The following is a 25,066-nucleotide window of genomic DNA, read 5'->3' on the forward strand; positions in this document are numbered from 1 at the left end:
AATCAGCACGCTCCGGATAACGCCTTCTCTTACCAGTCCTCACCCTGGCCAAGAATGCGCAAAATATCCTGCCGATGCTGTAGCAGTAGCGGATTGTCGCGATGGCGGGGATACGCCAGCGGAAGCGCAAACTCGGCGATAATCCGCCCCGGTCGCGGCGACATGATTAACACCCGATCGCATAACAGCAGCGCCTCTTCAATATCGTGGGTGACCAGCAGGCTGGTATAGCCCTGCTGCTGCCACAGAGCGATCAGCTCCCGCTGCATGCTGATGCGGGTAAGGGAATCGAGCTTGCCCAGCGGCTCGTCGAGCAGCAGCAGACGCGGCTCATTCAGCAGCGCCCGGGCCAGCGCCGCACGCTGCGCCATCCCGCCGGAAAGCTGGCGCGGCCACGCTTCGCTAAACGCCTGCAGCCCCATTCGCGAAATCAGCGCATCGGCCTTTGGCTCAAGCCCCTTTTTCCCCTGCGCCTGCGGTCCCAGCAGCACGTTTTGCCGTACCGTCAGCCACGGATAAAGAGTCGGATCCTGAAACACCAGTATCCGTTCGGGCCCCGGTCCGCCCATCGCCGCCTCATCAATCTGAATTTGCCCGGCCTGCTGCGGCTCCAGTCCCGCCAGCAGCCGCAGCAGAGTGGATTTACCGCAGCCCGAAGGACCGAGCAGCGCGACGCTCTCTCCGGGCCGCAGCTGCAGGCTGATATTCTCCAGCACCGGCACCGTCTGTTTGCCAAGGCTAAAAGCGTGATGCAGATGGCTTATCGACACCGCCGCGCCGGTCGATGCCGCCTGAGAAGTGACGTTCGCGGTTACCATTGCATCCCTCCCCGCTGCCAGCTCAGCAGCCGGTCGCGGACCATAAACAGCCCGCTAATCAGGCCGGAGCAGAGTAGCGCCATCACCAGCAGCGCCGCGTACATATTGGGATAGGCCGCCCAGCCCTGCGCCCACTGGAGATAAAAACCGATACCGGATTTCACGCCGACCATTTCGGCGACGATTAGCACCGAAAACGATGCGCCCAGCCCCATAAACAGGCCGACAAAGACGTTCGGCAGCGCGGCGGGGATCGCCACGCGCAGGATCAGAAAGCGCTGGCTGGCGCCCAGGGTTCGCGCCACGTCATACCACGCCTTATCGATACCGATAACCCCGGACCAGGTCAGCACGGTCACCGGGAACCAGGTGCTGAGCGCGATCAGAAACACGCTGGCGCCGAAGCTGGAGGGGAAGATAAACAGGCACAGCGGCAGCAGCGCGGTGGACGGCACCGGCCCCAGCAGACGCAACACCGGATGCACCCAGTAGCCGATCCGCTGGGACCAGCCGATCGCCAGCCCGCTGATAAAACCGCAGCTGGTGCCCAGCAGCACCCCGAGCCCGAGCAGCCCCAGCGAATGCAGAAGGCTATCGAGCAGGCGCGGCCAGTCATCGTGCAGCACCTCAATCAGCGCCTGCGGCGGCGCGAAAAACGGCACCGGCAGAAACGCCGTCTTGGCCGTCAGTCCCTCCCACAGCGTAAAAAGCAGCGGCAGCAGCGCCAGCCACTTTCCGGCATGCTGCAGGCGAGTCCCCCGCTGCCGCCAGTAGCGGTAGCTCAGCGCCAGCAGCAACAGCCCGCCGCCAAGGGTGAGCTGCGCCAGCGCCCACCCTTCGCTAAACGGCCAGCGCCGCCCGGCATCGGGCCAGGCCAGGGTAAACAGGCCGCCCAGCAGCCATAGCGCGGCGGCAAGCCAGCCTTCTCTCCACAGCGGCCTGCCGCTTGCCGGGCGCGTCAGCACCCGTTCAGGCGAAAACGTTGACATAAATGCTCTCCGCAAACTGATGGGGATCGGTTCCCGGTTTAATGACCTGCACCCGCTGAAGATCCACGGCGTACTGGGTCAGCTCTTTGACAAACGCCTCGCCCACCGCATGATGGCCGTGCCCCTGGCCGTGGAGAATGCCGCTGACCTCCGCCTCATTGGTATTCAGCGCATGGGCGAGGAAGGATTGCGCCACGCTCTCCGGGTGCGCCGCGGCATAGCTGTGCGCCTCAAGAATCGCCTGGGTGAGCGCGGCGGCGGCCGGTTTATGATCGCGCGCCAGGCTACCGCTGACCCCCAGTACGCAGCAGCTCAGCCTGGCATAGTCGCCGGTCATATTGCTGGCGATAAGCTGATATTTACCGGTATCCAGCAGACGATAGCTAAAGGGTTCGCTGCCGCTGATGGCGGCAATTTCGCGTTTATCCAGCGCCACGCTGAGTAAATCTGCCGGATAGACTTTCCACTGCACATCGCTTATCGGATCGATGCCGTGGCGCTTAAGCAAGATGGCGAAGAAGTTTTTATCCGGCCCGGCCATATCGGTGACGCCGATGGTTTGCCCCTTCAGGCTCTCCAGGCCGCCGAACGGCGAGTTTTTCGCCGTCAGCAGGTTCAGGCAGCCGCCGTGGGTTCCGGCGGTGAGCTTCACGTCGAAGCCCTGCTCCAGCGCCTTCAGCCAGCGCAGCGCCATCCCGACGCCGGCGTCGGCCTTGCCGGTGGCAATCGCCTCCAGCAGCACGTCCGTCGAGTTGCCGAAGTTAACGAACTCCACGTCGAGATTGTATTTACTGAAGATCTTCTGCTGCTCCGCGACGGCAACCGGCGCCAGGCACACCGCGCTTTTGTTAATCGCCAGCTTGATTTTGTACGGCTGCGCCAGGCGCAGGGCCGGGTGTTCCTCACCGCTCGCCATGGCCGCCATATCGTGAGCCCAAAGGGGCAGAGAGGCCCCGGCCAGCGCAAGGCTGCCGGTCAAGCGTAAGAAACGACGGCGAGATGTCATCATGGCGACACCTCCGCATGGGCCTGCGCGGCAGGCACGCTAAAGCCGTTATCAAACGTCGGCGTCACGTCCAGCTTTGCGCGGATCAGCCCGTTGGCGAGGTAAAAGTCCGCCGTCGACTGCTGCTGAGCGACCGTCTTCGCGTCCAGACGCAGCCACTGCGACTGGCGATTGGCAAACTGCGCGCGGGCGATATCCGCCGGGAAACGAATAATTTCCCCCAGCGTTTTACCGTAGCTATCGAGATTGGCGTAGGCCCAGCGCTCGGCGCCGGCCAGGCGATTGAGGTAATCCTGCAGCGCCGCGCGCTTCTGCGGATCCTTAAGGGCATCATCGGTTGCCGCCAGGAAAGTGTTACCCGGCAGCAGCCCTTTGCCGCTGACCAGAATCTGCCCCTCGGCGGTCTTCACCAGCTGCGTGGTGTATGGCTCCCAGGTCGCCCAGGCGTCCACCGAACCGTTGAGCAGCGCCACTTTGGCGTCCACCGGACCGAGAAACACCCACTGCACCTCTTTCGGCGAAATTCCCGCCTGCTCCAGCGCTTTCAGCGCCACAAAGTGGCCAATCGACCCTTTACCGGTAGCGATGCGTTTGCCTTTTAAATCCGCGGCGCTTTTCAACGCGCTGCCGGGCGAGACCAGCACCGCGGTGCCGGCCGGGTTGCTTTTATCGACGGCGATGGCTTTAACCGGCGCGCCGTTAGCCAGCGCGAACAGCAGCGGCGCATCGCCGATAATCCCCGCATCCACCGCCCCGGCGTTAAGCGCTTCCGCCAGCGGCGCGGCGGCCGGAAACTCGGCCCATTTAATCTCGTAAGGGAGATCCTGCAGGGCGTTGGCGGCCTCCAGCTGCGAACGCATGCCGCCTTTTTGATCGGCAATTCGCAGGGTGATTCGCTCCTGAGCCGCCGCATAGCCGCTCAGGGCCAGCAGCATAACCACCCCGGCTAAACTGGTAACATTAAGACTGCGCATATGAATTATCCTTATTTTTGAAAAGCGTGTTTGCCGGCCGCCAGCCACGCGCTGTCGCTCTGCGGGGTATGTACCCGCCCGCACAGCACGTTGCGATAGTGGCGTTCCAGAGGATTTTGCCGACTCAGGCCATGGTTGCCGGTCATCTCCAGCGCCAGGTTCACCGCCTGAATGGCGTTGTCGGTAATCGTGACTTTCGCGAGATTCGCCTCAATGGCGGAAAAGCCCAGCTGCGCGGCCTTTTCCAGCAGAGTGCGATTGACCAGTAGCCAGCCGTCAATCTGGCCGACTTTTTCCTGCACCCGCGGCAGGCTGGAAAGCGGTTGCCCAAGGCTGCCCGGAATACGCGTACCCAGCCACGTTACCAGCCAGTCGCGGGCGGCCCGCGCGATGCTGTCGTAAATCGCCGCCAGCAGCGCCGTATGGCGGTTGGCAAACAGACGAAACTGGTCCGCATCCGGCGCGGGAGGCGCATCGGCAGGCCACACGTCCACCGCGTGCTCTGCGGCCACCCGGACGTTGTTCAGCACCACTTCGTGGCTGCCGGTTGCCCGCATTCCAGCGTGATCCCAGCTGTTCACCACGGTAACGCCCTCACTGTCGCGGGGCACCAGCCAGGTGCCGACCAGCGGCGGAGCGTCGTCGCTGCGGCCCCAGATGGCCAGCCAGCTCAGCCCCTCAATACCGGTGGTATAGATTTTATGGCCGTTAATCTGCCACCCTTCCGCGCGGCGGGTCGCCACGGTTTGCGGCAGGCCCCCTCGCGCCGGGGAGCCCAGTTCCGGCTCTACGCGCAGGCTGTTGATCAAGCCTCCCCGCTCGACGGCATCGTGAAAAACCCGCTGGCGCAGCGGCTCGGACCAGTTCTCGTTTTCCGCCAGCCGCAGATGGTGCAGGTACTGCATGCAGACGATCAGCGCCGTCGCCGGTTCGCCCCAGGCGATGGCGGCGATGGCCTGCTGAAGCCTGGGAAGTTCGGCACCTTCCCCGCCGTACTGCTGCGGCACGGCGAGGCTTAAAAAACCGCGCTGGCGCAGACGGTCAATATTGTCGCGGGGAAAGTCGCCGCTGGCGTCGAGACTGGCCGCCTGCTCCGCCATCAGCTGGCGAACCTCCCTCAACCGCCGCGCCCAGTCATCGCTTGTCTGACCGATCACGAGGCGCGCTCCGCCACGGCGCGCAGGGCGGCTTTTTCGCGGGCGATCGGCAGCAGCGCTTTACCGTACTCCTGAGCATCGTTGAGCGGGTCAAATCCGCGGATCAGGAAGTTGCGCACGCCGAGGTCGTAGTAATCGAGCAGCGCGTCGGCGACCTGTTCCGGGGTGCCCACCAGCGCGGTGGAATTGTGGCCGCCGCCTACCAGCTGCGCGATCCCGGTCCACAGGCGTTTATCCACCACCTTACCCTGCGCCGCCGTCGCCCGCAGACGCTGCGCCCCGACGCTGTCGGGCTTGGCTTTGAAACCGCCTCCGCTCTGCGCCGACCCGCTCGGTGGCGACGTGCAGGATATGCTCGGCTTTCTCCCAGGCCTCGGCTTCGGTCGCGGCGATAATCGGCCGGAACGAGACGCTGAAGTCGATTTCGCGCTGATGTTTCGCCGCCTCGGCCCGCACGCGCTGGATGGTTTCCGCGGTTTGCGCCAGCGACTCTCCCCACAGGGCGAAGACGTTGGCGTGCTTGCCGGCCACGGCGATGGCCGCTTCCGACGAACCGCCGAAATAGAGAGGGATATGCGGTTTTTGCAGCGGGCGAATGGCCGACCACGCCTGCTCCGCCTGATAAAAGTCATTGGCGATATCCACCGGCTGTTCGGCGGTCCATACCTTGCGGACGGTCTCAAGGAAGGCATCGGTACGCGCATAGCGCTGGTCGTGATCGAGGTAATCACCGTCGCGGCGCTGCTCGGCGTCATTGCCGCCGCTGATGATATGTACCGCCAGGCGGCCGCCCAGCAGGTGTTCAAGGGTGGCGAACTTACGCGCAGCGAGGGTCGGCGAGACAAAACCGGGACGATGGGCCAGCAGGAAACTGATATGTTGCGTCGACAGCCCCGCCAGCGCGGTCACCAGGAATCCGTCGGGTTGATCGGACCAGTGGCCCACCAGCAGGCGGTCAAACCCGGCGGCCTCGTGGGTTTGCGCGAAACGCACGATGTAATCGCGGTCAAAAATCGGGCCGACCGGGGCGATGGTTTCCGACGACAGGCGGTGGCCGATCATGCCGAGAAATTGAATGCTCATGCAGAACTCCTTGTAGAAGGATAATGAGTGGGCCGCCGCGGCGGCGCGTTTTCATTACCCTATACACGGGCTCTTAATGAACAAAATGCATTTTTATCATATCTTAATATGCGAGATAAGCATTTATAAAAATTATATATACGTTTCAGCCAGATACGTTTAGCTGCTGAACGACTTTGCCGGCGAAAAAAGTCAGCGGCTGGCTCAGATTAGCCAGACTCTGCGCGTGAACCAGCCACAGATGCACCTCGGGCTGGAAATCCACCAGCGTCAATACCGTCACCTCATCGCGCCACGGGCTGGCGGCCAGCGCGGCGCGCGGCACCAGGCCAAGCCCCAGCCCCTGCGCCACGAGGCTGATTTGCAGCTGGGCGCCCGCGGTCTCGACATTCAGCGCCAGACGCAGCCCCTGGGACTGCAGCTCGCGGATCAGCCCGGCCCGCAGGCCGCAGCCGTCGGAATTGAGCACCCAGCCTTTTTCCGCGCAGTCGCGCAGCGCCCCGGCGTGAAGACGCCAGCTTTTAGCCGCAATCACCACAATATCCAGCGGGCACAGCAGGCGCCCGCCGTAGCCCTCAGCAAAGCGTTGCTGTTCCGGCCCCATCGCCAGCACGCCGTCCAGCTCGACGCTTTCAAGGCGCTTTTGCAGCAGCCCGCTCCAGCCGCAGGTCACCTGCGGTCGCAGGGCGGGAAACTGCTGGCGCAGCGCGCTCAGCGCCGGCTGCAGGGCTATTTCCGCCACGCTCTGTGGTACCCCAAGACGCAAGATACCGTGCGGTTCGGCCTCGGGGTCGAGCAGGCCGTACAGCTTTTTGGTCTCCCGCTTGATGCTCAGGCACTGCTCGTAAACCCGATGCCCGGCGGCGGTCAGGGTGAGCGGCCGGGTCTGACGCTCCAGCAGCGTTACGTTGAGGGTTTGCTCTAGCCGCTGAAGTCGGCGGGTTATCGCCGATTGGGTAATACCGAGATATTCCGCCGCCTGGTTAAGCGAGGAGAACTGCACGGTGGCCAGCAGTGCGTCAATGTCGTCGATGCGCATAGCGTCCTTAAAGCCTGGCCCATCAGAGCTATTTTGCTTGCCATTTTGAACCTGGGCAGTGCTCAGACAAAACTCATAGAGTTTTGAACGCCTTCAGGGCGGCCCGAAGGGGGAGCGTAGCGAATAATCCTCACGTACTACGTGTACGCTCCGGTTCTTCCGCGCTGGCCGTGTTCAAACTGTCTACGCCAATGACGCTTGATGGGTAGGCTATCAATGTTATTTTTGCATATTAATATATGCGGAAATTGCATTTTAATTATATTAACGCCTTTGCTAGCGTAAAGACCAGTCCCGACAACAGGAAGCGAACATGACCGCACCGCGAGTGGAAAAATTACGCCAGTTTATTCAAGACCTTGATGCCCTGCATCGCGAATTTGCCGATGAACAGCCCCTGCTCGACGCCGTGGCCCAGCGCCTGGCCACGCTGGTAAAAAAAGATGACTGGCTGCCGGAAGAGTACACCCTGCCGCATCCCCACCACTATCAGCAGTACCTGCTGCATGCCGATTCCGGACAGCGATTCTCCATCGTCAGCTTCGTCTGGGGGCCGGGGCAATCGACGCCGATTCACGATCATCGGGTGTGGGGCGCCATCGGCATGCTGCGCGGCGCGGAGGAGAATCAGCGCTACCGCCTGGACGATCGCGGCCAGCCGGTGGTCAGCGGCGTTGCCGAACGCCTCTCCCCCGGCGAAGTGGAAAAAGTCTCTTCCCGCGACGGCGATATTCACCGGGTGAGCAACGCCCTCGCGGATAGCGTCTCGATCAGTATTCACGTTTACGGCGGCAATATCGGCGGCGTCAGGCGAGCGGTTTATACCCCGGAAGGCCTCGTCAAACCTTTTGTCTCCGGTTACTCCAATCGCCACTTGCCCAATATCTGGGATCTCTCAAAGGATAATTAATATGCCCACCTGTTCTTATCGCCCGGCCGCCCAGCTGCGCCAGGCGCTGCTTGACGGCGCGGAGCTGGCGCTGATCGACGTTCGCGAAGAGGCCGACTTTGCCCGCAGCCATCCGCTGTTTGCCGCTAATCTGCCGCTCAGCAAGCTGGAGCTGGATATTTTTCGGCGCGTGCCGCGCCTGACGACGCCGATTACCGTCTATGACGGCGGCGAAGGTCTGGCGGAGCGGGCCGTCGAGCGCCTGCAGAGCTGGGGTTATCAGGATGTCGCACTGCTGGAAGGCGGCCTCTCGGGGTGGCAACGCAGCGGCGGGGAGTTGTTTCAGGACGTGAATTCGCCGAGTAAAGCGTTCGGCGAGCTGGTAGAGAGCGAGCGGCATACCCCCTCGCTGAGCGCCGGGGAAGTGAAGGCGCTGCTCGAGGGTCAACAGGAGGTGGTGGTCGTCGACGCGCGCCGTTTCGATGAGTATCACACCATGACTATTCCCGGCAGCATCAGCGTGCCCGGCGGGGAGCTGGCGCTGCGCATCGAGGGCCTGATTCCGTCACCGCAGACGACGGTGATCGTCAACTGCGCGGGGCGCACGCGCAGTATTATCGGTACGCAGTCGCTGCGCAACGCCGGTTTGCCCAATCCGGTCTACGCGCTGCGCAACGGCACCATCGGCTGGACCTTAGCCGGACTTGACCTTGAGCGCGGCCAGCAGCGGCGTTATGACGCCGATTTTCGCGCCTCATCCGAACGCGCGGCAGCGGTGAGGCAGCTGGCGGAGCGCGCCGGCGTCGCCTTTATAGACAGCCCAACCCTTCAGCGCTGGCTGCGGCAGCCCGCCCGCACCACTTACCTGTTCGACGTTCGCAGCCCGGAGGAGTACGCCGCAGGCCATCTGCCGCTGAGCGTTAGCGCGCCCGGCGGGCAGCTGGTGCAGGAGACCGACCATTTCGCCAGCGTGCACGGGGCGCGGATTGTGCTGATTGCCGATGACGCGATACGCGCACCGATAACGGCGTCCTGGCTGGCGCAGATGGGGTGGGAAGTGGCGGTATTACGCGATGCGCGCGCGGAAGACTTTAGCGAGCGCGGTACCCCCGCGGCCAAAGTACCGCCGGGGTCGCAGGCGGAGGAGATTTCGCCACAGCAGTTAGCGGAACAGCTGCGGGTACCCGGCACCGTGGTGCTGGACTTTACCACCAGCGCCAACTATGTCGCCCGGCATATCCCGGGCGCTTACTGGCTGGTGCGTTCGCAGCTGCGCCAGGCGCTGGAGGTGATCCCGCAAGGAGAACGTTACGTTGTCACCTGTGGCAACAGCCTGCTGGCCCGCTACGCGGTGCCGGAGGTAGCGGCTTTAACCGGTAAACCGGTGCAGCTGCTGAGCGGCGGCACCCTGGCGTGGATTGATGCCGGACAGGCGCTGGAGCATGGCGAGACGCATCTGGCGACGCCGCGCAGCGATCGCTATCAGCGCCCGTATGAAGGTACCGATAACTCACCCGCGGCAATGCAGGCCTACCTCGACTGGGAGTTCGGCCTAGTTGAACAGCTGAAGCGCGATGGCACGCACGGGTTTAAAGTATTGTGATGTCCCCCGCTCGCGCTGCGCTTAGCGGGGCTACGGGCTCACCGCCGTCTGCGAACCCGTCGCCCTGGGAAGGGCCGCAATCAGATCTCCGGGGTATTTTTAAAGCCCATCAGCATCAGCATCGGCTCCTGCTGCGAGCGCGCCGGGTCGAAATGATAGCGATTGCCCTGACGGTCGCCGCCGATATACCACGAGATCTCGGTTTTGCCTTCCGCCAGCGCCTTGCGCACCGCTTTATCAACATCCACCATCCGGTATTCGCGTTTGGAATTGAGGTACAGCGACGCCTCCGAGCTGTAGTTGCAGGGCGGGCGATGATTCCAGGTCACGCTGTTCGCGCTCCAGTCGTTGCTCGCCGGATAGAAAAAGATCTGATCCGCGCCGTTGGTTTCCACTTTTCCGCCGTAGATCCGCAGCTGATATTTAAACAGCGAAGCGTCCTGACCCTGCGGCAGCGGCGGAATAGGAAATTTCACCAGCGTCATGGTTTCCGGGTTGTGCGTACGCCCGCCGTTTTGCCAGTTATCGCTCACCACCAGGTTTTCCGGTGCGGCGTGGGCAACCGTCGGTGCGGTGCTGTCCACCAGCGCATTCTCCTTCACCGTCGTGAAGCGATACGGCACCGCGCTGCCGCAGTCGATCCCCCTGTTCATGCAGCGCTCGGTCATATAGTGCGCCCCTTCCACCGTCCAGCCGTTCATAAAATCCGCGTGCGCCGTATAGATACTGCCCCAGCGATCTTCGCGCTTCTCACCGTCCATGATCGGATCCAGGGAGAGCTGAATCTTCGCGGTATCCAGGGATGTAATCTGCGGCAGAACGTAGGCCACATTCATATTCACCGTCGGGATTTTCACCGGATAGTCGCTCGGACAGGCGCCGTTGACGTCGTATGCCGCGTTACTGTGTCCGTGAGCCGGTTTGAGGTTGACCCCATCCCAGCAGTTGGGGAACTGAATACCGATATTAAACTGTACCGCATCGCCACCTTTACGCAGCCCGCAGACTTCGCCGGCCTTTTTGCTGTAGCCTTTGCCGTTAGCGCACAAAAAGGTGATGCGCGAGCTGGGCGCCGAACCGTGGTGATCGCCCGCCAGCAGTTCGAGACCCGCCGGGAACGGGTGCAGCGGATACTGTTCCACTTTGCTGGTCTGATAGTAGGTTTTTTGATACGCCGGCGTTACCACCTGACCATCCGGCAGCTTCATCGACGGCACCCAGTAGGCGGAACCGTCGGCCTTGTTATCGCAGGTGGTTTCCGGCTGATCGCGCAGGGTCTGATAGGTGGAAACCGCATCGGTATGGGTATTACCAAAAAAATCGTGCCACATGGCCTGATTCGGTTTGCCGAACATCATAATGGCGTCATCGCCCAGGGTATGGTGATAAGCGCAGACCACGTGAGCCTGCGGGCCAGCATGAGCGGAAAAAGCGCTGGCGGCCAGCAGCGGTGCGAAACATACGGCGAACGGGTTCAATTTCATTGTGCAATCCTCCTTGTTTGAAGGAGTGCAGAGATAGCAAACGACCGCCGATGTTACACATCATCAAACATCATTTCGTCTCATCAGGTTCGCGCATGATCCATGAATACTGAAATGACTTCGGCGCCGGGAAATGCGTGCGTCGACGAAACGACCCCAGCCGCTGCGGCGTGCAGTAGGTGCAGCTCCCCAGCCACTCCATGTTTTCCTCCGGCACGCCCGCGCTGCGCAGCAGGAGGTGAGCAAAAGCCCGCAGATCGAACCACGCATTGTCGCCCGCGGTCGCTTTCGCCTGCTCCCCCTCCGACGCCGCCTGATGGGACAGGAAGAGCTGCTCCCGATGGCGTTTTGCCAGTTCGCCGGCGGGCATCGCCAGCAGCGCCTGGTAGAAGTCGCCGGTGACTTCATAACAGCAGGGGTGAATATGCGGCCCGCTCACCACCACCAGATCTTGCGGGTCGACGTGATAACGCTGAAACAACGCGAGGCTATTGTCGATAATCCCGCAGGCAGCGCCGCGCCAGCCTGCGTGCACGCTGCAGACATAGCGCCCATCGCGCGACGCCATCAGCAGCGGCAGACAGTCGGCGGTCACCACGCCCATCTTTTGCCCGCTGACGGCGGTAAACATCGCATCGGCGTGGGGGCGCTCCGCCTGCGGCGCCCGATACTCATGTACGATATTGCTGTGAACCAGTTTAACCGGCGCCATTTCGCTATAGGGAAAGGCGGCGGTTTCATGAACGTCGAGAAAGGCGTAGCGGATACCGGGGATATCGCTCAGTAAGCGGGATGTAAAAGACATGATGCTCGAAAGAATCAATGGATGATGATTTAACCTATGCCAAAGTAGAGAGATGCGCAAGGCGGATTCCCGGCCTACCAGTCCGGTAGCCCGGGCAAGGCGCGGCTTTACCGCGCCGCCCCCGGGAATCAGCGAAAATGCTCAGGCCAGCGCCGTGCGTTTTTGTCGGCTCATCAGCCAGAACACCGCCGCGCCCGCCAGCAGAATGCCGGGAGCGGACGCGGCCATCACCCCGACGGTGCCGGTGCCCAGCGCCAGCATTTTGCCCGCCAGCAGCGGGCCGCTCATCGCGCCGAGACGGCCAATCGCCACCGCCGTCCCTACGCCGGTGGCGCGGATTTCGGTGCGATAGAACAGCGGAGCCAGCGCGTAAAGCACGCTCTGGCCGCCGGTGGCAAACAGTCCGGCGATAAAGCCGGAGAAGAGCATTGCGGTCAGCGAGGACGCGGTCCCCAGCGCCAGCAGCGACGCCAGCATGCCGGTATAGATCAGCAGCGACATCCACAGCGGGCTGAGCTTATCCATCAGCGCCCCCAGCAGCAGCGTGCCGCAGGCGGCGCCAAACTGCAGGACAAACATCACTCCCGCCGCCTCGCTGGGGCTGAACCCCTGGCCGACTAACAGCATCGGCAGCCAGTTGATCAGCATATAGACCACCAGCAGCGTGAAAAAATAGCACAGCCACAGCAGCAACGTGGCGGTAGCGTTGCCCGGCGCGAGGAGCGTGCGCAGCGGCACGCCCCGCGCGCTGCGCTGAAACACCGGCGATTCCGGCAGCCAGCGCAGCAACAGCGGCACCAGCAGCAGCGGAACGATACCGCCCACCCAGAACACCGTTTGCCAGGCGGCGGCGAGGCCGAAAAAGCCCAGCGCCGCCGCCAGCGCCGCGCCAATGGGCACGCCGCAATACATCAGGCTGACCGCCCTGCCGCGAAAACGGGGGCCGGCGGCCTCGGAGGTTAAGGCAATCAGATTCGGCAGCGCCGCGCCCAGGCCGACGCCGGTCAGCAGCCGGGCCAGCAGCAGCGTGGGATAATTCCACGCCAGCGCGGTAGCGATTGAGAACAGGCCAAAGAGCAGCACCGAGCCCAGCAGAATTCGCTTGCGGCCATAGCGATCCGCCAGCATGCCGCCCACCAGCGCGCCGGGCAGCAGGCCGAGGATCCCGGCGCTGAAAATCCAGCCCATCTGCATTTTATCCAGCGCGAACGCCTGCGCCATGCCGACGGCGGCGATGCCTGCCGCCTGCAGATCCAGCCCTTCCATCAGGGCCACCATAAAACAGAGCCCGACGGTTAACATCAGGCGCGAATTGCTTGCAGTCGTTGTTTGGGTCATAGGGTACCTTTGCGATATCCGGACAAGCGGAGCAGGTGAATGGCGGCTGATACGTTGCCAGCCGCGCGTTGCTTTTATTTGCTGCGGTTAAGCAGATCCAGCGCGACGTCGACGATCATATCCTCCTGACCGCCCACCATCCGCCGCTTGCCGAGCTCGACGAGGATATCCACCGCGCTCAGGCCATAGCGCCCGGCGGCCGCTTCGCTGTGGCGCAGAAAGCTGGAGTAAACCCCGGCATAGCCCAGCGCCAGCGTTTCGCGGTCAACCCGCACCGGGCGATCCTGCAGCGGACGCACCAGCTCATCGGCGGCGTTCATCAGAGCATACAGATCGGTACCGTGATTCCAGCCGAGCTTATCGGCGGCGGCGATAAACACCTCCAGCGGCGCGTTGCCCGCCCCGGCCCCCATCCCCGCCAGGCTGGCATCGATACGGTCGCAGCCCTCTTCTACCGCGGCGATGGAGTTGGCCACGCCGAGACTGAGGTTATGATGCGCGTGCATCCCGGTGGCGGTTTCCGGCTTCAGCACCGCCTTGAGGGCGCGGAAGCGATCGCGAATATCGTTCATGTTCATCGCCCCGCCGGAATCCACCACGTAAATACAGGTGGCGCCGTAGGATTCCATCTTCAGCGCCTGCTGCGCCAGCTGTTCCGGGGAGGTCATATGGCTCATCATCAGGAAGCCGACGGTGTCCATGCCCAGCTCGCGGGCGAAAGCGATATGCTGCGCGGAAACATCCGCCTCGGTGCAGTGGGTCGCCACGCGCACCACCCGCGCCCCGGCCTGATACGCGTTTTTCAGTTCGTGCAGCGTGCCAATGCCGGGTAGGAGTAAAGTGGCGATCTTCGCCTGGCTGACCGACTCCGCCGCCGCTTCAATCCACTGCAGGTCGCTGTACGCGCCGAAGCCGTAGTTAAAGCTGGAACCCTGCAGGCCGTCGCCGTGGGCCACCTCTATCGAATCGACGCCCGCGCAATCCAGCGCCCGGGCAATCTGGCGCACATTGTCGAGCGAGTATTGATGACGAATCGCGTGCATCCCGTCGCGCAGGGTCACGTCTGAGATATAGAGTTTTTTGCCGTTCATGCTGCTTCTCCCGCCGCGTCGTTCATCGCCTGGGCCATTTTTTCCGCCGTCGCCAGTGCCGCCGACGTCATAATATCGAGGTTACCCGCGTAGGCTGGCAAATAGTGCGCCGCCCCTTCGACCTCGAGATAAACCGCCGTTTTCAGGCCCGAGAAGCGGCCGACGCCCGGCAGGTTTACCGGTTCATCTTCCGGGATGACCTCAAACTGCACCTGCTGCTTCAGGCGATATCCCGGCACGTAGGCCTGCACCGCCGCCGCCATCTCGGCGATCGACGCGGCAATCGCCTGCTGCGATGCCGCTTCGCTCAGGACATAAACGGTATCGCGCATCATCAGCGGCGGCTCCGCCGGATTCAGCACGATAATCGCTTTGCCTTTCGCCGCGCCGCCCACTTTCTCAATGGCCTGCGAGGTGGTTTCGGTAAATTCATCAATGTTAGCGCGCGTCCCCGGCCCGGCGGATTTGCTGGCAATCGAGGCGATGATTTCCGCGTAGTGGACCTTCGCCACCCGGGAGACCGCCGCCACCATCGGGATAGTGGCCTGGCCGCCGCAGGTCACCATATTGACGTTGCCCTCGGCAAGGTTGGCCTCGAGGTTAACCACCGGCACGCAGTACGGGCCGATGGCCGCCGGGGTCAGGTCAATAACGCGGATCCCCGGTTTAGCTTCCCGCAACGCGGCATCGTTTTTTACGTGCGCCCCGGCGCTGGTGGCGTCAAAAACAAAATCGATATCGGCGAATTCGGCCATCCGCATCAGGCCGCCAACGCCCTCGTGCGTGGTGGCGACGCCCATGCGCCGGGCGCGGGCAAGGCCGTCTGATTCCGGGTCAATGCCGACCATTACCGCCATCTCCAGATGCTGCCCGTGGCGCAGTATTTTGATCATTAAATCGGTGCCGATATTGCCAGAGCCGATAATGGCGACTTTACGTTTACTCATCACTCTCTTCCTCTTTGGCGACAAAGGTCGCCGCCACTGAACCTAAACCGTCGATATGGGCGGCAAAACGATCGCCGGCGGTAATCGCCACCATCGGGCCTAACGCCCCGGTCAGCACGATATCCCCTGCCCGCAGCGGCTCGCCGAGGCTGGCCATTTTGCGCGCCAGCCACACCGCCGCGTTCAGCGGATGGCCAAGACATTCGCTGCCGCGCCCGCTGGAGACCTCTTCCTCGTTACGGGTCATGCGCATCGCGCAGTTTTTCAGATCCAGCCCATCCGGGCGCCGCGCCGGGCTACCCAGCACGTAAACGCCGCAGGAGGCGTTATCGGCGACCGTATCGACAAAGCCAATCGACCAGTCGCGAATACGGCTGCCGACCACCTCCAGCGCGGGAAGCACCCAGTCGATAGCGGCGTACAGTTCATCAAAGGTGGTATCGGCATGCGGCAGATCGCGTTTCAGCACCAGGGCGATTTCGGCCTCCACTTTCGGCTGCAGCACCCGGGAGAACGGCACGTCGGCGTTATCGCCGTAGCACATGTCGGCAAACAAGGTGCCGAAGTCCGGCTGGTCAACGCCCAGCTGCTGCTGCACTTTAGGATGGGTCAGCCCCACTTTACGTCCCGCCACCCGGCGGCCGTTCGCCACGTGGTGCTGCACGTTCATCCGCTGGATGGCGTAGGCCGCTTCCGCGTTGTCAACGCCGAGGGCATCGCGCAGCGGTTCAATCGCCTGGCCGCGGCTTTCCGCCTCACGCAGACGCTGCGCCAGTTGTTCAAGAGATAAGGTTGTCATCAGCACTCCTCAGGTACGCGCCAGAAAATCGAGCACCAGCTGGTTAAAGCTCTCCGCGTGCTCCCACTGCGCCCAGTGGCCGCAGTCGCGATAGATATGCAGTTCGGAACCGTTAATACCCGCCAGCAGGCGCAGCCCGGCGTCCATCGGTACAAAGCGATCGTTACGCCCCCAGACGATCAGGGTCTGCGCGCGGATTTCGCCGAGACGCGGGCTAAAATCCGGGAACTGCTTCGGGTTGGCTTCCAGGCTTTTGACGAAATTATCCAGATGCTCCCGGCGCGACAGCATATTATTGAGGCGCGCTTCAAACAGCGCGTCGGTCAGATCGCGGGTATCGAAGACAAAGATGTTCATCATCTTTTTCAGGTTTTCGATGGTCGGCTCACGGTACAGGCCGTTCAGCAGCTTGATGCCTTCCGTCGGCATCGGCGTAAACAGGCTCATGCCGCCAGTTCCGCCGCCCATCAGCACCAGTTTGCCGACGCGCTCCGGCCAGCTGAGGGTAAAGGCCACCGCGCTGTGTCCGCCCATCGAATTGCCCAGCAGATGCACTTTGCTGATATCCAGCTGGTCAATCACGCTTTTCAGCACCCTGGCGTTCAGGTCGGAACGGGAGCCGCGGTTGACGATAGAATCGCTTTTTCCCCAGCCGGGACAGTCCAGCAGAATGACCCGGTAGCCCGCCTCGACCAGCGGGTCGATATTGCGGCTAAAGTTGGCCCAGCCGGTAGCCCCGGGACCGGAGCCGTGCAGCAGGACCACGGTTTCGTCGCCCTGGCCGCAGTCATTAAAATGGATGCGTAATGTTTCTCCGCCCTCTTCCACGTTGAGGAAACGGCTGGTGGCGGCTTCGGTTTGCGGTTGGTAGCTCATCATATTCTCCCGTTAATTCAGTTCTGCGCGGCGGCGCTCAGCGAGCCAAATCCGGCAATCCACTCGGGGATTGGTCGGTAATAGCGGCCTTCGCAGCGCCAGCGGCCAAATGCGGATAGCGCGGCAAAGGCGGCCACCCAGGTTTTAATTTCGTGCGTCGATTTCCCGGCCATTGCCGACAGCTCTTCGTTACTGACGGCATCCAGCTCCGCCAGCCGCCCCTGCTCCAGCAGGCTCATAAAGCGGGTATCCCAGACGGGGTTGAGCGGATAGAGCGAGTTCTGGTCCTCAATAAACTGCTTCGCCGCGCTGATAACCCGCTGCTGGCGCAGTTCACGCTCGTCCGGCGGCAGCTGCCTGCCGCTGCCCAGCAGCCGGTCGCGCATATGGGCATCGGCCTTCGCCAGCTCCGGTACCGGCGGCTGATGCGACAGGCCGCCGGAGCCAAGGATTAATACCCGTTTATTGAGGGTGGTCAGGAAGCGGCCAATGGCTTCGCCCAGCATGCGCGTGCGCTGAAAGCCCGGCAGCGGCGACGCCACGCCGTTGATAAACACCGGCAGAACCGGCAGGGTATCCAGCCCGCCGAGCAGGAACTCCAGCGGTTGCGCAAAGCCGTGATCCACCTGCATGCAGTAGGAGACCGCCAGATCGATGCCCTCCTTCATCACCGCGTGGGCGCAGGCCTCCGCCAGCGCCGTCGGCACCGGCAGGACGCCGCTGGCGCTGCTGAAGTCGCCGATAGCGGTCGCCCCGATGCCTAAACAGAACGGCGGCATCACATCGTAGAAAAAGCCGTTGTAGTGATCGGGAGCAAACAGCACCACCAGCTCCGGGTCGAAGGCGGCAATGCGCGCCCGCGCGTCGGCGATGGTGCCGTTCACTTCGTCCAGCACCGCCTGTTCCGGGTCAACGTAGCCCACCAGCGGGGTATGAGAGAGGCAATGAAGATATGCGTTCATATCAGGCCACCTGTTCAATCGTTGTTGCCGCCTGCGTGGAAGCCAGCTGCATCTTGCTCGCCAGCGCGTCGAGCTTTTTGCTCAGGGTTTGCGGGATGGCCACGGTGGCGACGAAGCGGTCCGGACGCACCACGGCAATGGCGGTATCGTGCTGCGCGAACCAGCTTTTCAGGCGGTTTTGCGTATCGCCGACGCGGATAACGCCGGGCACGTTGTCCTGATCGCAATGAATCTGCACCTCCGGCACCACCTGGATAAAGCGCACACCGACCGCACGCCAGCGGGCTATTTGTTCATCGTTGAGCCCCCACTGCGGATTACAGCCCCAGGCGATAATGGCGAATCTGGCGCCAATCACCTCATCGAGCAGCGTCACCTGCCCGTTTTCCAGCGTCACTTTCGGCTGGATAAACATTTTGCCGACCGGGGACGTCTTGCTTTCGCCTTCCGTCAGCAGCGCGCCGTCGCGATACTGCGGCATCGGCTTGAAACGCATTTCAAGGAAGTAGCGTTTAACCGGCGGCAGATAGTTGAGCAGCCACGAAACGCCGTCGCGCACCGCGCCGTGCCAGCGTTTCGGCGGCGCCAGGACGTTGCCGGCGGTGACCGACAGGTCGATCATCGCTTTGGCGTGATCGCGCCGCTCCTGCTGGTAGCTGTCCAGCAGCGCCTCTCCGGCTTTGCCGTTCACCACCAGCGCCAGCTTCCAGGCCAGGTTAAAGGCGTCGCGCATACCGCTGTTGTAGCCCTGTCCTTGCCACACCGGCATGATGTGCGCCGCGTCGCCCGCCAGCAGTACGCGATCGACGCGAAAGCGTTCGGCGATGCGCGCGTTGTGGGTGTAGACGCGCTGGCGAATCAGCTCGACGTTATCCGGGTCCGGCAGCACCTTGCTCAATAGCTGGCGCATCTTGTGCGGCTCGCTGAGCTGGGCTTCGGTTTCACCGGGCATGACCATAAATTCGAAACGCCGTACGCCGTGCGGCAGCGCGGCGGAGACGTACGGGCGCACCGGGTCGCAGCACAGGTAGACGTGCGGCGTCGCCAGCGGATCGTTGGCGATATCAATAACAATCCATTGATTCGGCGCGGTTTTGCCTTCGAATGGAATATTCAGCGCGCGACGAATGAAGCTGGCTCCGCCGTCGCAGGCCACCAGCCAGTCGGCGCGCACGGTTTCCCGCTCGCCGTTGCTGCCTTTAACGTTCAGGGTGACACCGTCACTATTCTGGCTAAAGGCCTCTACTTCGCGGGAAAACAGGCAGCGGACGTGGGGGAAACGGCTGAGGCCGTCGTACAGCACCGCGTCCACCTGCGGCTGAATAAACGCATTGCGGCGCGACCAGCCAAACTCGTCGGTCATCGGCTGAATATCGGCAAAGCAGCGCCCTTTCGGGGTGAGAAAGCGCATCGCGTGCCACGGCGTAGTATGCGGCAGCACGTTGTCGACCAGCCCCACCGCCTGCATCGCCCGCAGCGCCTCATCGTCGATACCGATGGCGCGGGGATAATCGATCAGCGACTCGAGCTTCTCAATCAGCACGACGCTGACGCCCATCTGACCGAGGTAGTTGGCGATGGTCAGGCCAACCGGACCGGCGCCGGCAATAGCGACCTGCGCGCTGTGCTGTACCGCGGGTTGAATATCAGGATTGGATGTTGTCATTTTCAAAACCTCACGCTTCGGACAAATTGCCGTCACCGCACAACCTTCAGCAGGGCAATTTGTTAACTAAATGTGAATTTATTTTTATTGTGAGGTCAGTATAGGGTCGGTGATTTGCGCTACAATCAAAACATTACCGGATGTGCACCAGGTGCACATGATTGTTTAAAATGATTTTTATTGAGGACGCATGAACGAAAACGCTTCGGCAGATTACAAAACGGTGCGCGGATTGAGCCGCGGATTATTGTTATTAAATTTGTTAAACAAATTCGACGGAGGCGCGACGGTCGGCACCCTGGCCGAGTTTAGCGGCCTGCATCGCACGACCGTCAGGCGGCTGCTGGAAACGCTACAGGACGAAGGTTACGTGCGCCGCAGCCGCTCCGATGACAGCTTTCGCCTGACGATTAAAGTGCGTCAGTTAAGTGAAGGATTTCGTGACGAACATTGGATTTCTGCCCTCGCCACGCCGCTGCTTGGCGAACTGCTGCGCGAGGTTTTATGGCCGACCGACATCACCACCCTGGACGTCGATGCGATGGTGGTGCGCGAAACCACCCACCGCTTCAGCCGCCTCTCCTTCCACCGGGCGATGGTCGGCCGCCGCCTGCCGCTGCTGCTGACCGCTTCGGGATTAACCTGGCTGGCCTTCGCGCCGGAACACGAACGAAGCCCGATTGTTGAGATGCTGGCCGCCCGGCCGGAAGCAGAGTATCAGCTGGCGCGCGAGCCGGAAAAACTGGCCGCCATCCTCGAACGCACCCGGCAAAACGGCTACGGCGAAAACTTTCGCGGCTGGCAGCAGGAGGAGAAAATCGCTTCCATTGCCGTCCCCATTCGCCGCCAGCAGCGGGTTATCGGCTGCCTGAACCTGGTCTATATGGCCAAAGCCATGACCATCGACCAGGCGGCGCAAAAGTACCTCGCCTCGCTGCAGAAGGTCGCTACCCGCATAGAAGAACGGATGTCCGATGAAGAGGTGTTTTACCAATAACTTTGTCCATACGGGGTAAATCGCCCGTCAGCCATTGCACCCGTCTTCGTTATATATTTTAATATACAGCGATTCTTCCTTTGCCGCTGAGCCCATCATGTCCAGACATCCGCGCGTTTTCTTTGCTATGGCGCTGTTAAGCACCAGCCTGTTTGCCGGTGAGGCCTTTGCCGACCGCACCCTCACCGACCAGTTGGGTCGGGAAGTCACCCTCCCCGACCACGTCACCCGCGCCGTGGTGCTCCAGCATCAGACCTTAAACCTGCTGGTGCAGCTTAACGCCGCTGATGACGTCGTCGGCGTCATGAGCAGCTGGAAAAAGCAGCTTGGCCCGCAGTTTGCGCGCTTTATGCCGGCTATTGAGACACTACCGATGCCGGGCGATCTGACGCAGGTCAATATCGAGAGCCTGCTGGCGCTGCATCCCCAGGTGGTGTTCGTTGCCAACTACGCGCCGCAGGCGATGATCCAGCAGATCCAGGGCGCCGGGATCCCGGTGGTGGCGGTCTCTCTGCGCCAGGATGCCGCGGGTGAGAAAAACAAAATGAACCCGACGATGGCCGATGAAGATCAGGCCTATAACGAGGGGCTGAAACAGGGGATCCGCCTGATTGGCGAAGTGGTCGGGCGTCAGGCTCAGGCCGAAGCGCTGATTCAATACACCTTCAGCGCGCGCAGGCTGGCTAACGCGCCGGTTGCCGATATCCCGCAAAACGAGCGGGTGCGGGTATATATGGCCAATCCGGACCTCAACACTTACGGCTCGGGCAAATATACCGGCCTGATGATGAAGCACGCCGGGGCGCTGAACGTTGCCGCCGCCAGCGTAAAGGGCGCGCGCCAGGTCTCGCTGGAGCAGGTGCTGCAGTGGGATCCGCAGGTGATTTTCGTGCAGGACCGCTACCCGGAGGTGGTCAAACAGATACAAAACGACCCGCAGTGGCAGAGCATTGACGCGGTCAAAAATCACCGCGTGTGGCTGATGCCGGAATACGCCAAGGCCTGGGGCTACCCGATGCCGGAGGCGCTGGCGATCGGCGAGCTGTGGATGGCGAAAAAACTCTACCCCTCACGCTATAACAGCGTCGATGTCGAAGCGAAGGCGCGGGAGTACTATCAGCGTTTCTACCGCGTGAAGTGGACGCCGGATGCGTAGTCATCGTCATCCGGCCCTGCTGCAATGTACCCTCGCGCTGGTGACGATCGTGATTGCAATCGCTTCACTCTGCCTCGGGCAGTATCCGTTAAGCCTGGCGGAAGTTTTTCGCCAGCTGGCGCATCTTTCCCCCCTCGACGGCGCCGCCGGCCAGGTAGTGTGGTCGGTGCGGCTGCCGAGGATCGTGATGGCGCTGCTGGCCGGCGGCGCGCTGGGGCTGTGCGGGGCCACCTTACAGGGCGTGTTCCAGAACCCGCTGGTGGACCCGCATATCATCGGCGTCACCTCCGGTTCCGCCTTCGGCGGGACGCTGGCGATTCTGCTGGGGCTGAACGCCGCGCTGATGATGGCCTCGACCTTTCTCTTCGGCCTTGCCGCGCTGATGCTGGTCTATCTGATAGCCGCGCTGCAGGGGCGCGAAAGCACCCTGGTGCTGATCCTCTCAGGCATTATCCTCAGCGGCTTTTTTGCCGCCCTGGTAAGCATGATGCAGTACCTAGCCGATAGCGAAGAGACGCTGCCGAATATTGTTTTCTGGCTACTCGGCAGCTTCGCCACCGCCAGCTGGCACAAAGTCCTGCTGATGGCGCTACCGGTAGCCTGCGCCGCGATGGTGCTGTTTAAGCTCCGCTGGCGGATTAACCTGCTGGCGCTGGAGGAGAAAGATGCCCGCGGTCTGGGGGTTGCGGTGACCGGGCTGCGTCGCGGGGTGCTGGTGTGCTGCGCGGTGCTGGTCGCCGCTCAGGTGGCGGTCAGCGGCAGCATCGCGTGGGTCGGGCTGGTGATCCCGCATCTGGCGCGGCTGATGGCCGGCGCCGACCACCGGCGTCTTCTGCCTACCGCCTTCTGGCTCGGCGGCGGTTTTATGATCGTCGTCGATGACCTCGCCCGCACGCTGATCCAGGCCGAAATCCCCATTGGAATCATCACCGCGCTTCTTGGCGCACCGCTGTTCACCTGGCTGCTGGTGCAGTCGCGACGCACAGGCGCGCGCTGATGACCCTTTCCCTACAGTTAAGCCACCTGCTCTACGGCCATAGCCGACCGCTGTTCGCCCCTCTGAACCTGCAGTGCCGTTCCGGCGATATCTGGGCGGTGCTCGGCGCTAACGGCCGCGGCAAAAGCACTCTGCTCGATACCCTGACCGGGGTACTGACGCCGATCGGCGGTGGGTTTACCTGCGCGGGCGGTCTCGCCATCGTGCCGCAGCATTTTCGCCCGGCTTTTGGCTGGCAGGTGCGCGACGTGGTGCTGATGGGGCGGGCGCGCCACGTTAATCTGTTCGCTCAGCCGACAGCGGAAGACGAACATGAGGTTCAGAAGGCGCTGGCGCAGCTGGGGATCGCAGCGCTGGCCGACAAGGCGTTTTGCGCGCTGTCCGGCGGCCAGCAGCAGCTGGTGCTTATCGCCAGGGCGCTGGTGGGCGCCAGCCAGAATATCCTGCTGGATGAACCCTGCTCGGCGCTGGATCTGGCCAACCAGCAGCTGGTGCTGCAGCTCATCAGCGACCTGGCCCATCGCCAGAAGCGGACGGTGCTGTTTACCACGCACGATCCGACCCACGCCCTGCAGGTGGCGAACCAGACCTTGCTGCTGCTGCCCGACGGTGAATGGCTGGCGGGAGAATCAGCCGCCGTGCTGACGGAAGCGAATCTTCAGCGCGCGTATGGTTTAGCGGTACGCAAAGTCCATCCCCCCGGGTCGGCGCTGCCGCTGCTGGCCCCGCAGTTTACGATTCGTCGTTGATAGGCAAAAAACCGGCGTTTTTCAGTAAGCGCTGCCCCTCCGCGCCGAGGATAAAGCGGCACAGCCGCTGCGCCCCGGCGCTCTGTTCAATCTGCGCCAGCAGGTAGTCGCAGCGAACATTCCACGATGGCGGAATAAGCAGGGTATGCAGGTCGTCGTAAGCCGCCATCTGCGCGGCGTAGTGCGCATAGCCGATAAACAGATCGGTTAAGTTTTCACGGATCAGCCACGCCCCGGCGATTTCTCCCGCCGGCACCGGCAGCGAGTCTCGGCCGCCTACCAGCGGCCGCGCGCGCGCCATCATGGCGGCGCCGACGCCGGGACAGCGCTCTTCAATGTGGGAGAAAAGCTGCCAGGTGTAGTCGCCTGAAGGGTCGCAGCCCGGCGTTGAGGTTGCCAGGCGTAGGTCCGGGTCGCGGAGCAGCGCCAGCCACTCCCGCGTCTCGGTTGTTGCGCCGCGGCGGGCGGTCAGCATCAGCTGATTCCGGGCGAACAGATAGCACGCCCCGGCCAGCCTGGCCTGACGCAGCGCCTGCGGATGTTGGCTATTGGCCGAGGCGAACACCGAGCACGGCTCTCCGCCCTCAATGCGCTCGCGCAGCAGCCCTGCCGGACCAAAATGGACCTCGACCGGGATGCCGGTCTGTTGCTGAAAGCGCGCCAGCAGCGGAATGAAAGCGCTTTTCAGGCTTCCCGCCGCCAGCAGCGTTAGGGAGGGAGTCATAAGAATCATCGCTATATAGCAAAAAATATAACGCTATGATAACGCAGGTTCAGGTCATTTCAGTAGCGAATTTCCGCCAGTTCGCGCAGCTGTTCCGGCGTTGCCACCGGCAGGTTAAAGAAGCGCAGATAGGCCGGGATCATTTCAAACAGCATGTCGGTGCCGCGCTGAATGGGGCAGCCCGCCGCCCGCGCCGCCTGCAGTAGCGGAGTAAATTCCTGGGCCATAACCACTTCGCCAACAAAAGTGCCCGGCGCCAGGCGCTGCGGGTCCAGCGGCAGCGGATCGCCCTCTTTCATCCCCAGCGGCGTAGCGTTGACCACCAGATCGTGCCCCTGCGGGTCGCGCTGCATCAGAGTGATATCCAGCCGAGGATAGTGCTCGAGCAGACGTCCGGACAGCGCTTCCGCCGTCTGCGGGCGGACGTCGTACAGCGTCAGGGCGCTGACGCCCGCTGCCGCCAACGATGCGGCAATGGCCGAGCCGACGCCGCCGCTGCCCACCACCAGCGCCCGCGCCCCTCGCGTCTGGAAACCTTTACGCGTGATACCGAGGACAAAGCCTTCGCCGTCAAACATATCGCCGCTCAGCGTGCCGTCGGCTTCGGGACGAATCGCGTTACAGGCGCCCGCTATCGCCGCCGTTGGGCTAAGATGCTGCACCAGCCCGCAGGTGGCGATTTTGTGCGGCATGGTGACCAGCGCGCCAATAATATTGGTCATCTTAAACAGCATTGGCACAAAGGCGGCGTAATCCTCAGGCTTGACGCCCATCGGCACCACTTTGGCGTCAACCTGCTGATGAGCCAACCACGGGTTGTAAATCATCGGCGCTTTAAACTTCGCGGTCGGATAGCCAAGATGCGCTATCAGCCGCGTATTTCCACTAATCACCATTCCCTGCTCCTTTAACAACGA

At 62.4% G+C, this 25,066-nt stretch carries 23 protein-coding genes and 1 pseudogene; 6 read left to right on the plus strand and 18 right to left on the minus strand.

The annotated features are described in order from the left end of the window. Window positions 1–29: 29 nt before the first annotated feature. The 7 genes and pseudogenes from HMPREF1144_RS19405 to HMPREF1144_RS19435 form a co-directional block, all read right to left on the minus strand. Window positions 30–818, minus strand: coding sequence for an ABC transporter ATP-binding protein (locus HMPREF1144_RS19405; RefSeq protein WP_009653735.1), 789 nt, complete (start codon window positions 816–818; stop codon window positions 30–32). Beyond that, window positions 812–1,807, minus strand: coding sequence for an ABC transporter permease (locus HMPREF1144_RS19410; RefSeq protein WP_004851679.1), 996 nt, complete (start codon window positions 1,805–1,807; stop codon window positions 812–814). Before HMPREF1144_RS19410 ends, HMPREF1144_RS19405 begins: the two co-directional genes overlap by 7 nt. Beyond that, window positions 1,788–2,816 carry an ABC transporter substrate-binding protein gene (locus tag HMPREF1144_RS19415; RefSeq protein ID WP_004851681.1) on the minus strand — a complete coding sequence of 343 codons (1,029 nt, stop codon included), beginning with the start codon at window positions 2,814–2,816 and terminating at the stop codon, window positions 1,788–1,790. The genes HMPREF1144_RS19410 and HMPREF1144_RS19415 overlap by 20 nt, the downstream gene beginning before the upstream one ends. Beyond that, the gene (locus HMPREF1144_RS19420; protein ID WP_009653769.1) at window positions 2,813–3,787 is read right to left on the minus strand and encodes an ABC transporter substrate-binding protein; all 975 of its coding nucleotides are present in this window, start codon (window positions 3,785–3,787) and stop codon (window positions 2,813–2,815) included. Before HMPREF1144_RS19420 ends, HMPREF1144_RS19415 begins: the two co-directional genes overlap by 4 nt. 11 nt (window positions 3,788–3,798) lie before the next feature. After that, window positions 3,799–4,887 carry an acyl-CoA dehydrogenase family protein gene (locus HMPREF1144_RS19425; protein ID WP_052544855.1) on the minus strand — a complete coding sequence of 363 codons (1,089 nt, stop codon included), beginning with the start codon at window positions 4,885–4,887 and terminating at the stop codon, window positions 3,799–3,801. A 34-nt stretch (window positions 4,888–4,921) separates the two neighbouring features. Next, a pseudogene (locus HMPREF1144_RS19430) lies at window positions 4,922–6,027 on the minus strand (LLM class flavin-dependent oxidoreductase). 145 nt (window positions 6,028–6,172) lie between these two features. Next, window positions 6,173–7,066 (minus strand): LysR family transcriptional regulator, encoded by an 894-nt coding sequence (locus HMPREF1144_RS19435; protein WP_009653764.1) that lies wholly within the window; start codon window positions 7,064–7,066, stop codon window positions 6,173–6,175. Between the two features lie 313 nt (window positions 7,067–7,379). Here HMPREF1144_RS19435 and HMPREF1144_RS19440 point away from each other — a divergent pair, with 313 nt between their 5' ends. Beyond that, window positions 7,380–7,976, plus strand: coding sequence for a cysteine dioxygenase (locus tag HMPREF1144_RS19440; protein ID WP_009653734.1), 597 nt, complete (start codon window positions 7,380–7,382; stop codon window positions 7,974–7,976). Window position 7,977: 1 nt separating this feature from the next. Next, window positions 7,978–9,558: a rhodanese homology domain-containing protein gene (locus HMPREF1144_RS19445; protein WP_009653752.1), complete on the plus strand. Its 1,581-nt coding sequence runs from the start codon at window positions 7,978–7,980 to the stop codon at window positions 9,556–9,558. A gap of 80 nt (window positions 9,559–9,638) precedes the next feature. Here the strand turns inward: HMPREF1144_RS19445 and HMPREF1144_RS19450 are convergent, their stop codons facing one another. The 9 genes from HMPREF1144_RS19450 to HMPREF1144_RS19490 all read right to left on the minus strand — a co-directional run bounded on the left by HMPREF1144_RS19450 (window position 9,639) and on the right by HMPREF1144_RS19490 (window position 19,526). Then, window positions 9,639–11,042, minus strand: a complete 1,404-nt coding sequence (locus HMPREF1144_RS19450; RefSeq protein ID WP_009653747.1) for a DUF1996 domain-containing protein — start codon at window positions 11,040–11,042, stop codon at window positions 9,639–9,641. 70 nt (window positions 11,043–11,112) lie between these two features. Continuing rightward, window positions 11,113–11,847: a polyphenol oxidase family protein gene (locus HMPREF1144_RS19455; protein ID WP_009653763.1), complete on the minus strand. Its 735-nt coding sequence runs from the start codon at window positions 11,845–11,847 to the stop codon at window positions 11,113–11,115. Window positions 11,848–11,988: 141 nt separating this feature from the next. Next, window positions 11,989–13,185 (minus strand): 3-(3-hydroxy-phenyl)propionate transporter MhpT, encoded by a 1,197-nt coding sequence (gene mhpT / locus HMPREF1144_RS19460; protein ID WP_004851698.1) that lies wholly within the window; start codon window positions 13,183–13,185, stop codon window positions 11,989–11,991. Window positions 13,186–13,259: 74 nt separating this feature from the next. Then, window positions 13,260–14,276, minus strand: a complete 1,017-nt coding sequence (mhpE, locus tag HMPREF1144_RS19465; protein WP_009653719.1) for a 4-hydroxy-2-oxovalerate aldolase — start codon at window positions 14,274–14,276, stop codon at window positions 13,260–13,262. Beyond that, window positions 14,273–15,223 (minus strand): acetaldehyde dehydrogenase, encoded by a 951-nt coding sequence (gene mhpF / locus HMPREF1144_RS19470; RefSeq protein WP_009653756.1) that lies wholly within the window; start codon window positions 15,221–15,223, stop codon window positions 14,273–14,275. Before mhpF ends, mhpE begins: the two co-directional genes overlap by 4 nt. Next, window positions 15,216–16,022 (minus strand): 2-keto-4-pentenoate hydratase, encoded by an 807-nt coding sequence (mhpD, locus tag HMPREF1144_RS19475; RefSeq protein WP_004851704.1) that lies wholly within the window; start codon window positions 16,020–16,022, stop codon window positions 15,216–15,218. Before mhpD ends, mhpF begins: the two co-directional genes overlap by 8 nt. 9 nt (window positions 16,023–16,031) lie before the next feature. After that, window positions 16,032–16,898: a 2-hydroxy-6-oxonona-2,4-dienedioate hydrolase gene (gene mhpC / locus HMPREF1144_RS19480; RefSeq protein ID WP_042928089.1), complete on the minus strand. Its 867-nt coding sequence runs from the start codon at window positions 16,896–16,898 to the stop codon at window positions 16,032–16,034. Between the two features lie 17 nt (window positions 16,899–16,915). Further along, the gene (gene mhpB, locus HMPREF1144_RS19485; protein WP_004851708.1) at window positions 16,916–17,860 is read right to left on the minus strand and encodes a 2,3-dihydroxyphenylpropionate/2,3-dihydroxicinnamic acid 1,2-dioxygenase; all 945 of its coding nucleotides are present in this window, start codon (window positions 17,858–17,860) and stop codon (window positions 16,916–16,918) included. A 1-nt stretch (window position 17,861) separates the two neighbouring features. Beyond that, a complete protein-coding gene (locus tag HMPREF1144_RS19490) occupies window positions 17,862–19,526 on the minus strand; it encodes a bifunctional 3-(3-hydroxy-phenyl)propionate/3-hydroxycinnamic acid hydroxylase (protein ID WP_042928091.1) in 1,665 nt (554 codons plus the stop codon). Between the two features lie 190 nt (window positions 19,527–19,716). Between HMPREF1144_RS19490 and HMPREF1144_RS19495 the strand changes: the two genes are divergently transcribed. From HMPREF1144_RS19495 to HMPREF1144_RS19510, 4 genes are all read left to right on the plus strand, one after another. After that, window positions 19,717–20,523 (plus strand): DNA-binding transcriptional regulator, encoded by an 807-nt coding sequence (locus tag HMPREF1144_RS19495; RefSeq protein WP_004851713.1) that lies wholly within the window; start codon window positions 19,717–19,719, stop codon window positions 20,521–20,523. 97 nt (window positions 20,524–20,620) lie between these two features. Beyond that, window positions 20,621–21,679 (plus strand): ABC transporter substrate-binding protein, encoded by a 1,059-nt coding sequence (locus HMPREF1144_RS19500; RefSeq protein ID WP_009653771.1) that lies wholly within the window; start codon window positions 20,621–20,623, stop codon window positions 21,677–21,679. Further along, window positions 21,672–22,676 (plus strand): FecCD family ABC transporter permease, encoded by a 1,005-nt coding sequence (locus HMPREF1144_RS19505; protein WP_009653753.1) that lies wholly within the window; start codon window positions 21,672–21,674, stop codon window positions 22,674–22,676. The genes HMPREF1144_RS19500 and HMPREF1144_RS19505 overlap by 8 nt, the downstream gene beginning before the upstream one ends. Next, a complete protein-coding gene (locus tag HMPREF1144_RS19510) occupies window positions 22,676–23,425 on the plus strand; it encodes an ABC transporter ATP-binding protein (RefSeq protein WP_009653731.1) in 750 nt (249 codons plus the stop codon). The genes HMPREF1144_RS19505 and HMPREF1144_RS19510 overlap by 1 nt, the downstream gene beginning before the upstream one ends. On the opposite strand, the gene HMPREF1144_RS19515 is transcribed toward HMPREF1144_RS19510, so the two are convergent. Continuing rightward, window positions 23,409–24,149 carry a substrate-binding domain-containing protein gene (locus HMPREF1144_RS19515; protein ID WP_009653717.1) on the minus strand — a complete coding sequence of 247 codons (741 nt, stop codon included), beginning with the start codon at window positions 24,147–24,149 and terminating at the stop codon, window positions 23,409–23,411. The genes HMPREF1144_RS19510 and HMPREF1144_RS19515 overlap by 17 nt on opposite strands. Before the next feature lie 59 nt (window positions 24,150–24,208). After that, the gene (locus HMPREF1144_RS19520) at window positions 24,209–25,045 is read right to left on the minus strand and encodes a shikimate dehydrogenase family protein (RefSeq protein ID WP_009653772.1); all 837 of its coding nucleotides are present in this window, start codon (window positions 25,043–25,045) and stop codon (window positions 24,209–24,211) included. Window positions 25,046–25,066 lie beyond the last annotated feature (21 nt).

The organism is Klebsiella sp. OBRC7 (assembly GCF_000293135.1).
GTDB lineage: Bacteria > Pseudomonadota > Gammaproteobacteria > Enterobacterales > Enterobacteriaceae > Klebsiella > Klebsiella michiganensis.

Excerpts from the sequence above, each read along its gene's own strand:
- HMPREF1144_RS19435 (WP_009653764.1), bottom strand. The coding sequence starts at position 7,066 with ATGCGCATCGACGACATTGACGCACTGCTGGCCACCGTGCAGTTCTCC.
- HMPREF1144_RS19455 (WP_009653763.1), bottom strand. The coding sequence starts at position 11,847 with ATGTCTTTTACATCCCGCTTACTGAGCGATATCCCCGGTATCCGCTAC.
- mhpF (WP_009653756.1), bottom strand. The coding sequence starts at position 15,223 with ATGAGTAAACGTAAAGTCGCCATTATCGGCTCTGGCAATATCGGCACC.
- mhpB (WP_004851708.1), bottom strand. The coding sequence starts at position 17,860 with ATGAACGCATATCTTCATTGCCTCTCTCATACCCCGCTGGTGGGCTAC.
- HMPREF1144_RS19410 (WP_004851679.1), bottom strand. The coding sequence starts at position 1,807 with ATGTCAACGTTTTCGCCTGAACGGGTGCTGACGCGCCCGGCAAGCGGC.
- mhpT (WP_004851698.1), bottom strand. The coding sequence starts at position 13,185 with ATGACCCAAACAACGACTGCAAGCAATTCGCGCCTGATGTTAACCGTC.
- HMPREF1144_RS19420 (WP_009653769.1), bottom strand. The coding sequence starts at position 3,787 with ATGCGCAGTCTTAATGTTACCAGTTTAGCCGGGGTGGTTATGCTGCTG.
- HMPREF1144_RS19415 (WP_004851681.1), bottom strand. The coding sequence starts at position 2,816 with ATGATGACATCTCGCCGTCGTTTCTTACGCTTGACCGGCAGCCTTGCG.
- HMPREF1144_RS19490 (WP_042928091.1), bottom strand. The coding sequence starts at position 19,526 with ATGACAACATCCAATCCTGATATTCAACCCGCGGTACAGCACAGCGCG.
- HMPREF1144_RS19445 (WP_009653752.1), top strand. The coding sequence starts at position 7,978 with ATGCCCACCTGTTCTTATCGCCCGGCCGCCCAGCTGCGCCAGGCGCTG.
- HMPREF1144_RS19505 (WP_009653753.1), top strand. The coding sequence starts at position 21,672 with ATGCGTAGTCATCGTCATCCGGCCCTGCTGCAATGTACCCTCGCGCTG.
- mhpC (WP_042928089.1), bottom strand. The coding sequence starts at position 16,898 with ATGAGCTACCAACCGCAAACCGAAGCCGCCACCAGCCGTTTCCTCAAC.
- HMPREF1144_RS19495 (WP_004851713.1), top strand. The coding sequence starts at position 19,717 with ATGAACGAAAACGCTTCGGCAGATTACAAAACGGTGCGCGGATTGAGC.
- mhpD (WP_004851704.1), bottom strand. The coding sequence starts at position 16,022 with ATGACAACCTTATCTCTTGAACAACTGGCGCAGCGTCTGCGTGAGGCG.
- HMPREF1144_RS19515 (WP_009653717.1), bottom strand. The coding sequence starts at position 24,149 with ATGACTCCCTCCCTAACGCTGCTGGCGGCGGGAAGCCTGAAAAGCGCT.
- HMPREF1144_RS19510 (WP_009653731.1), top strand. The coding sequence starts at position 22,676 with ATGACCCTTTCCCTACAGTTAAGCCACCTGCTCTACGGCCATAGCCGA.
- HMPREF1144_RS19500 (WP_009653771.1), top strand. The coding sequence starts at position 20,621 with ATGTCCAGACATCCGCGCGTTTTCTTTGCTATGGCGCTGTTAAGCACC.
- HMPREF1144_RS19425 (WP_052544855.1), bottom strand. The coding sequence starts at position 4,887 with ATGGCGGAGCAGGCGGCCAGTCTCGACGCCAGCGGCGACTTTCCCCGC.
- mhpE (WP_009653719.1), bottom strand. The coding sequence starts at position 14,276 with ATGAACGGCAAAAAACTCTATATCTCAGACGTGACCCTGCGCGACGGG.
- HMPREF1144_RS19450 (WP_009653747.1), bottom strand. The coding sequence starts at position 11,042 with ATGAAATTGAACCCGTTCGCCGTATGTTTCGCACCGCTGCTGGCCGCC.
- HMPREF1144_RS19520 (WP_009653772.1), bottom strand. The coding sequence starts at position 25,045 with ATGGTGATTAGTGGAAATACGCGGCTGATAGCGCATCTTGGCTATCCG.
- HMPREF1144_RS19440 (WP_009653734.1), top strand. The coding sequence starts at position 7,380 with ATGACCGCACCGCGAGTGGAAAAATTACGCCAGTTTATTCAAGACCTT.
- HMPREF1144_RS19405 (WP_009653735.1), bottom strand. The coding sequence starts at position 818 with ATGGTAACCGCGAACGTCACTTCTCAGGCGGCATCGACCGGCGCGGCG.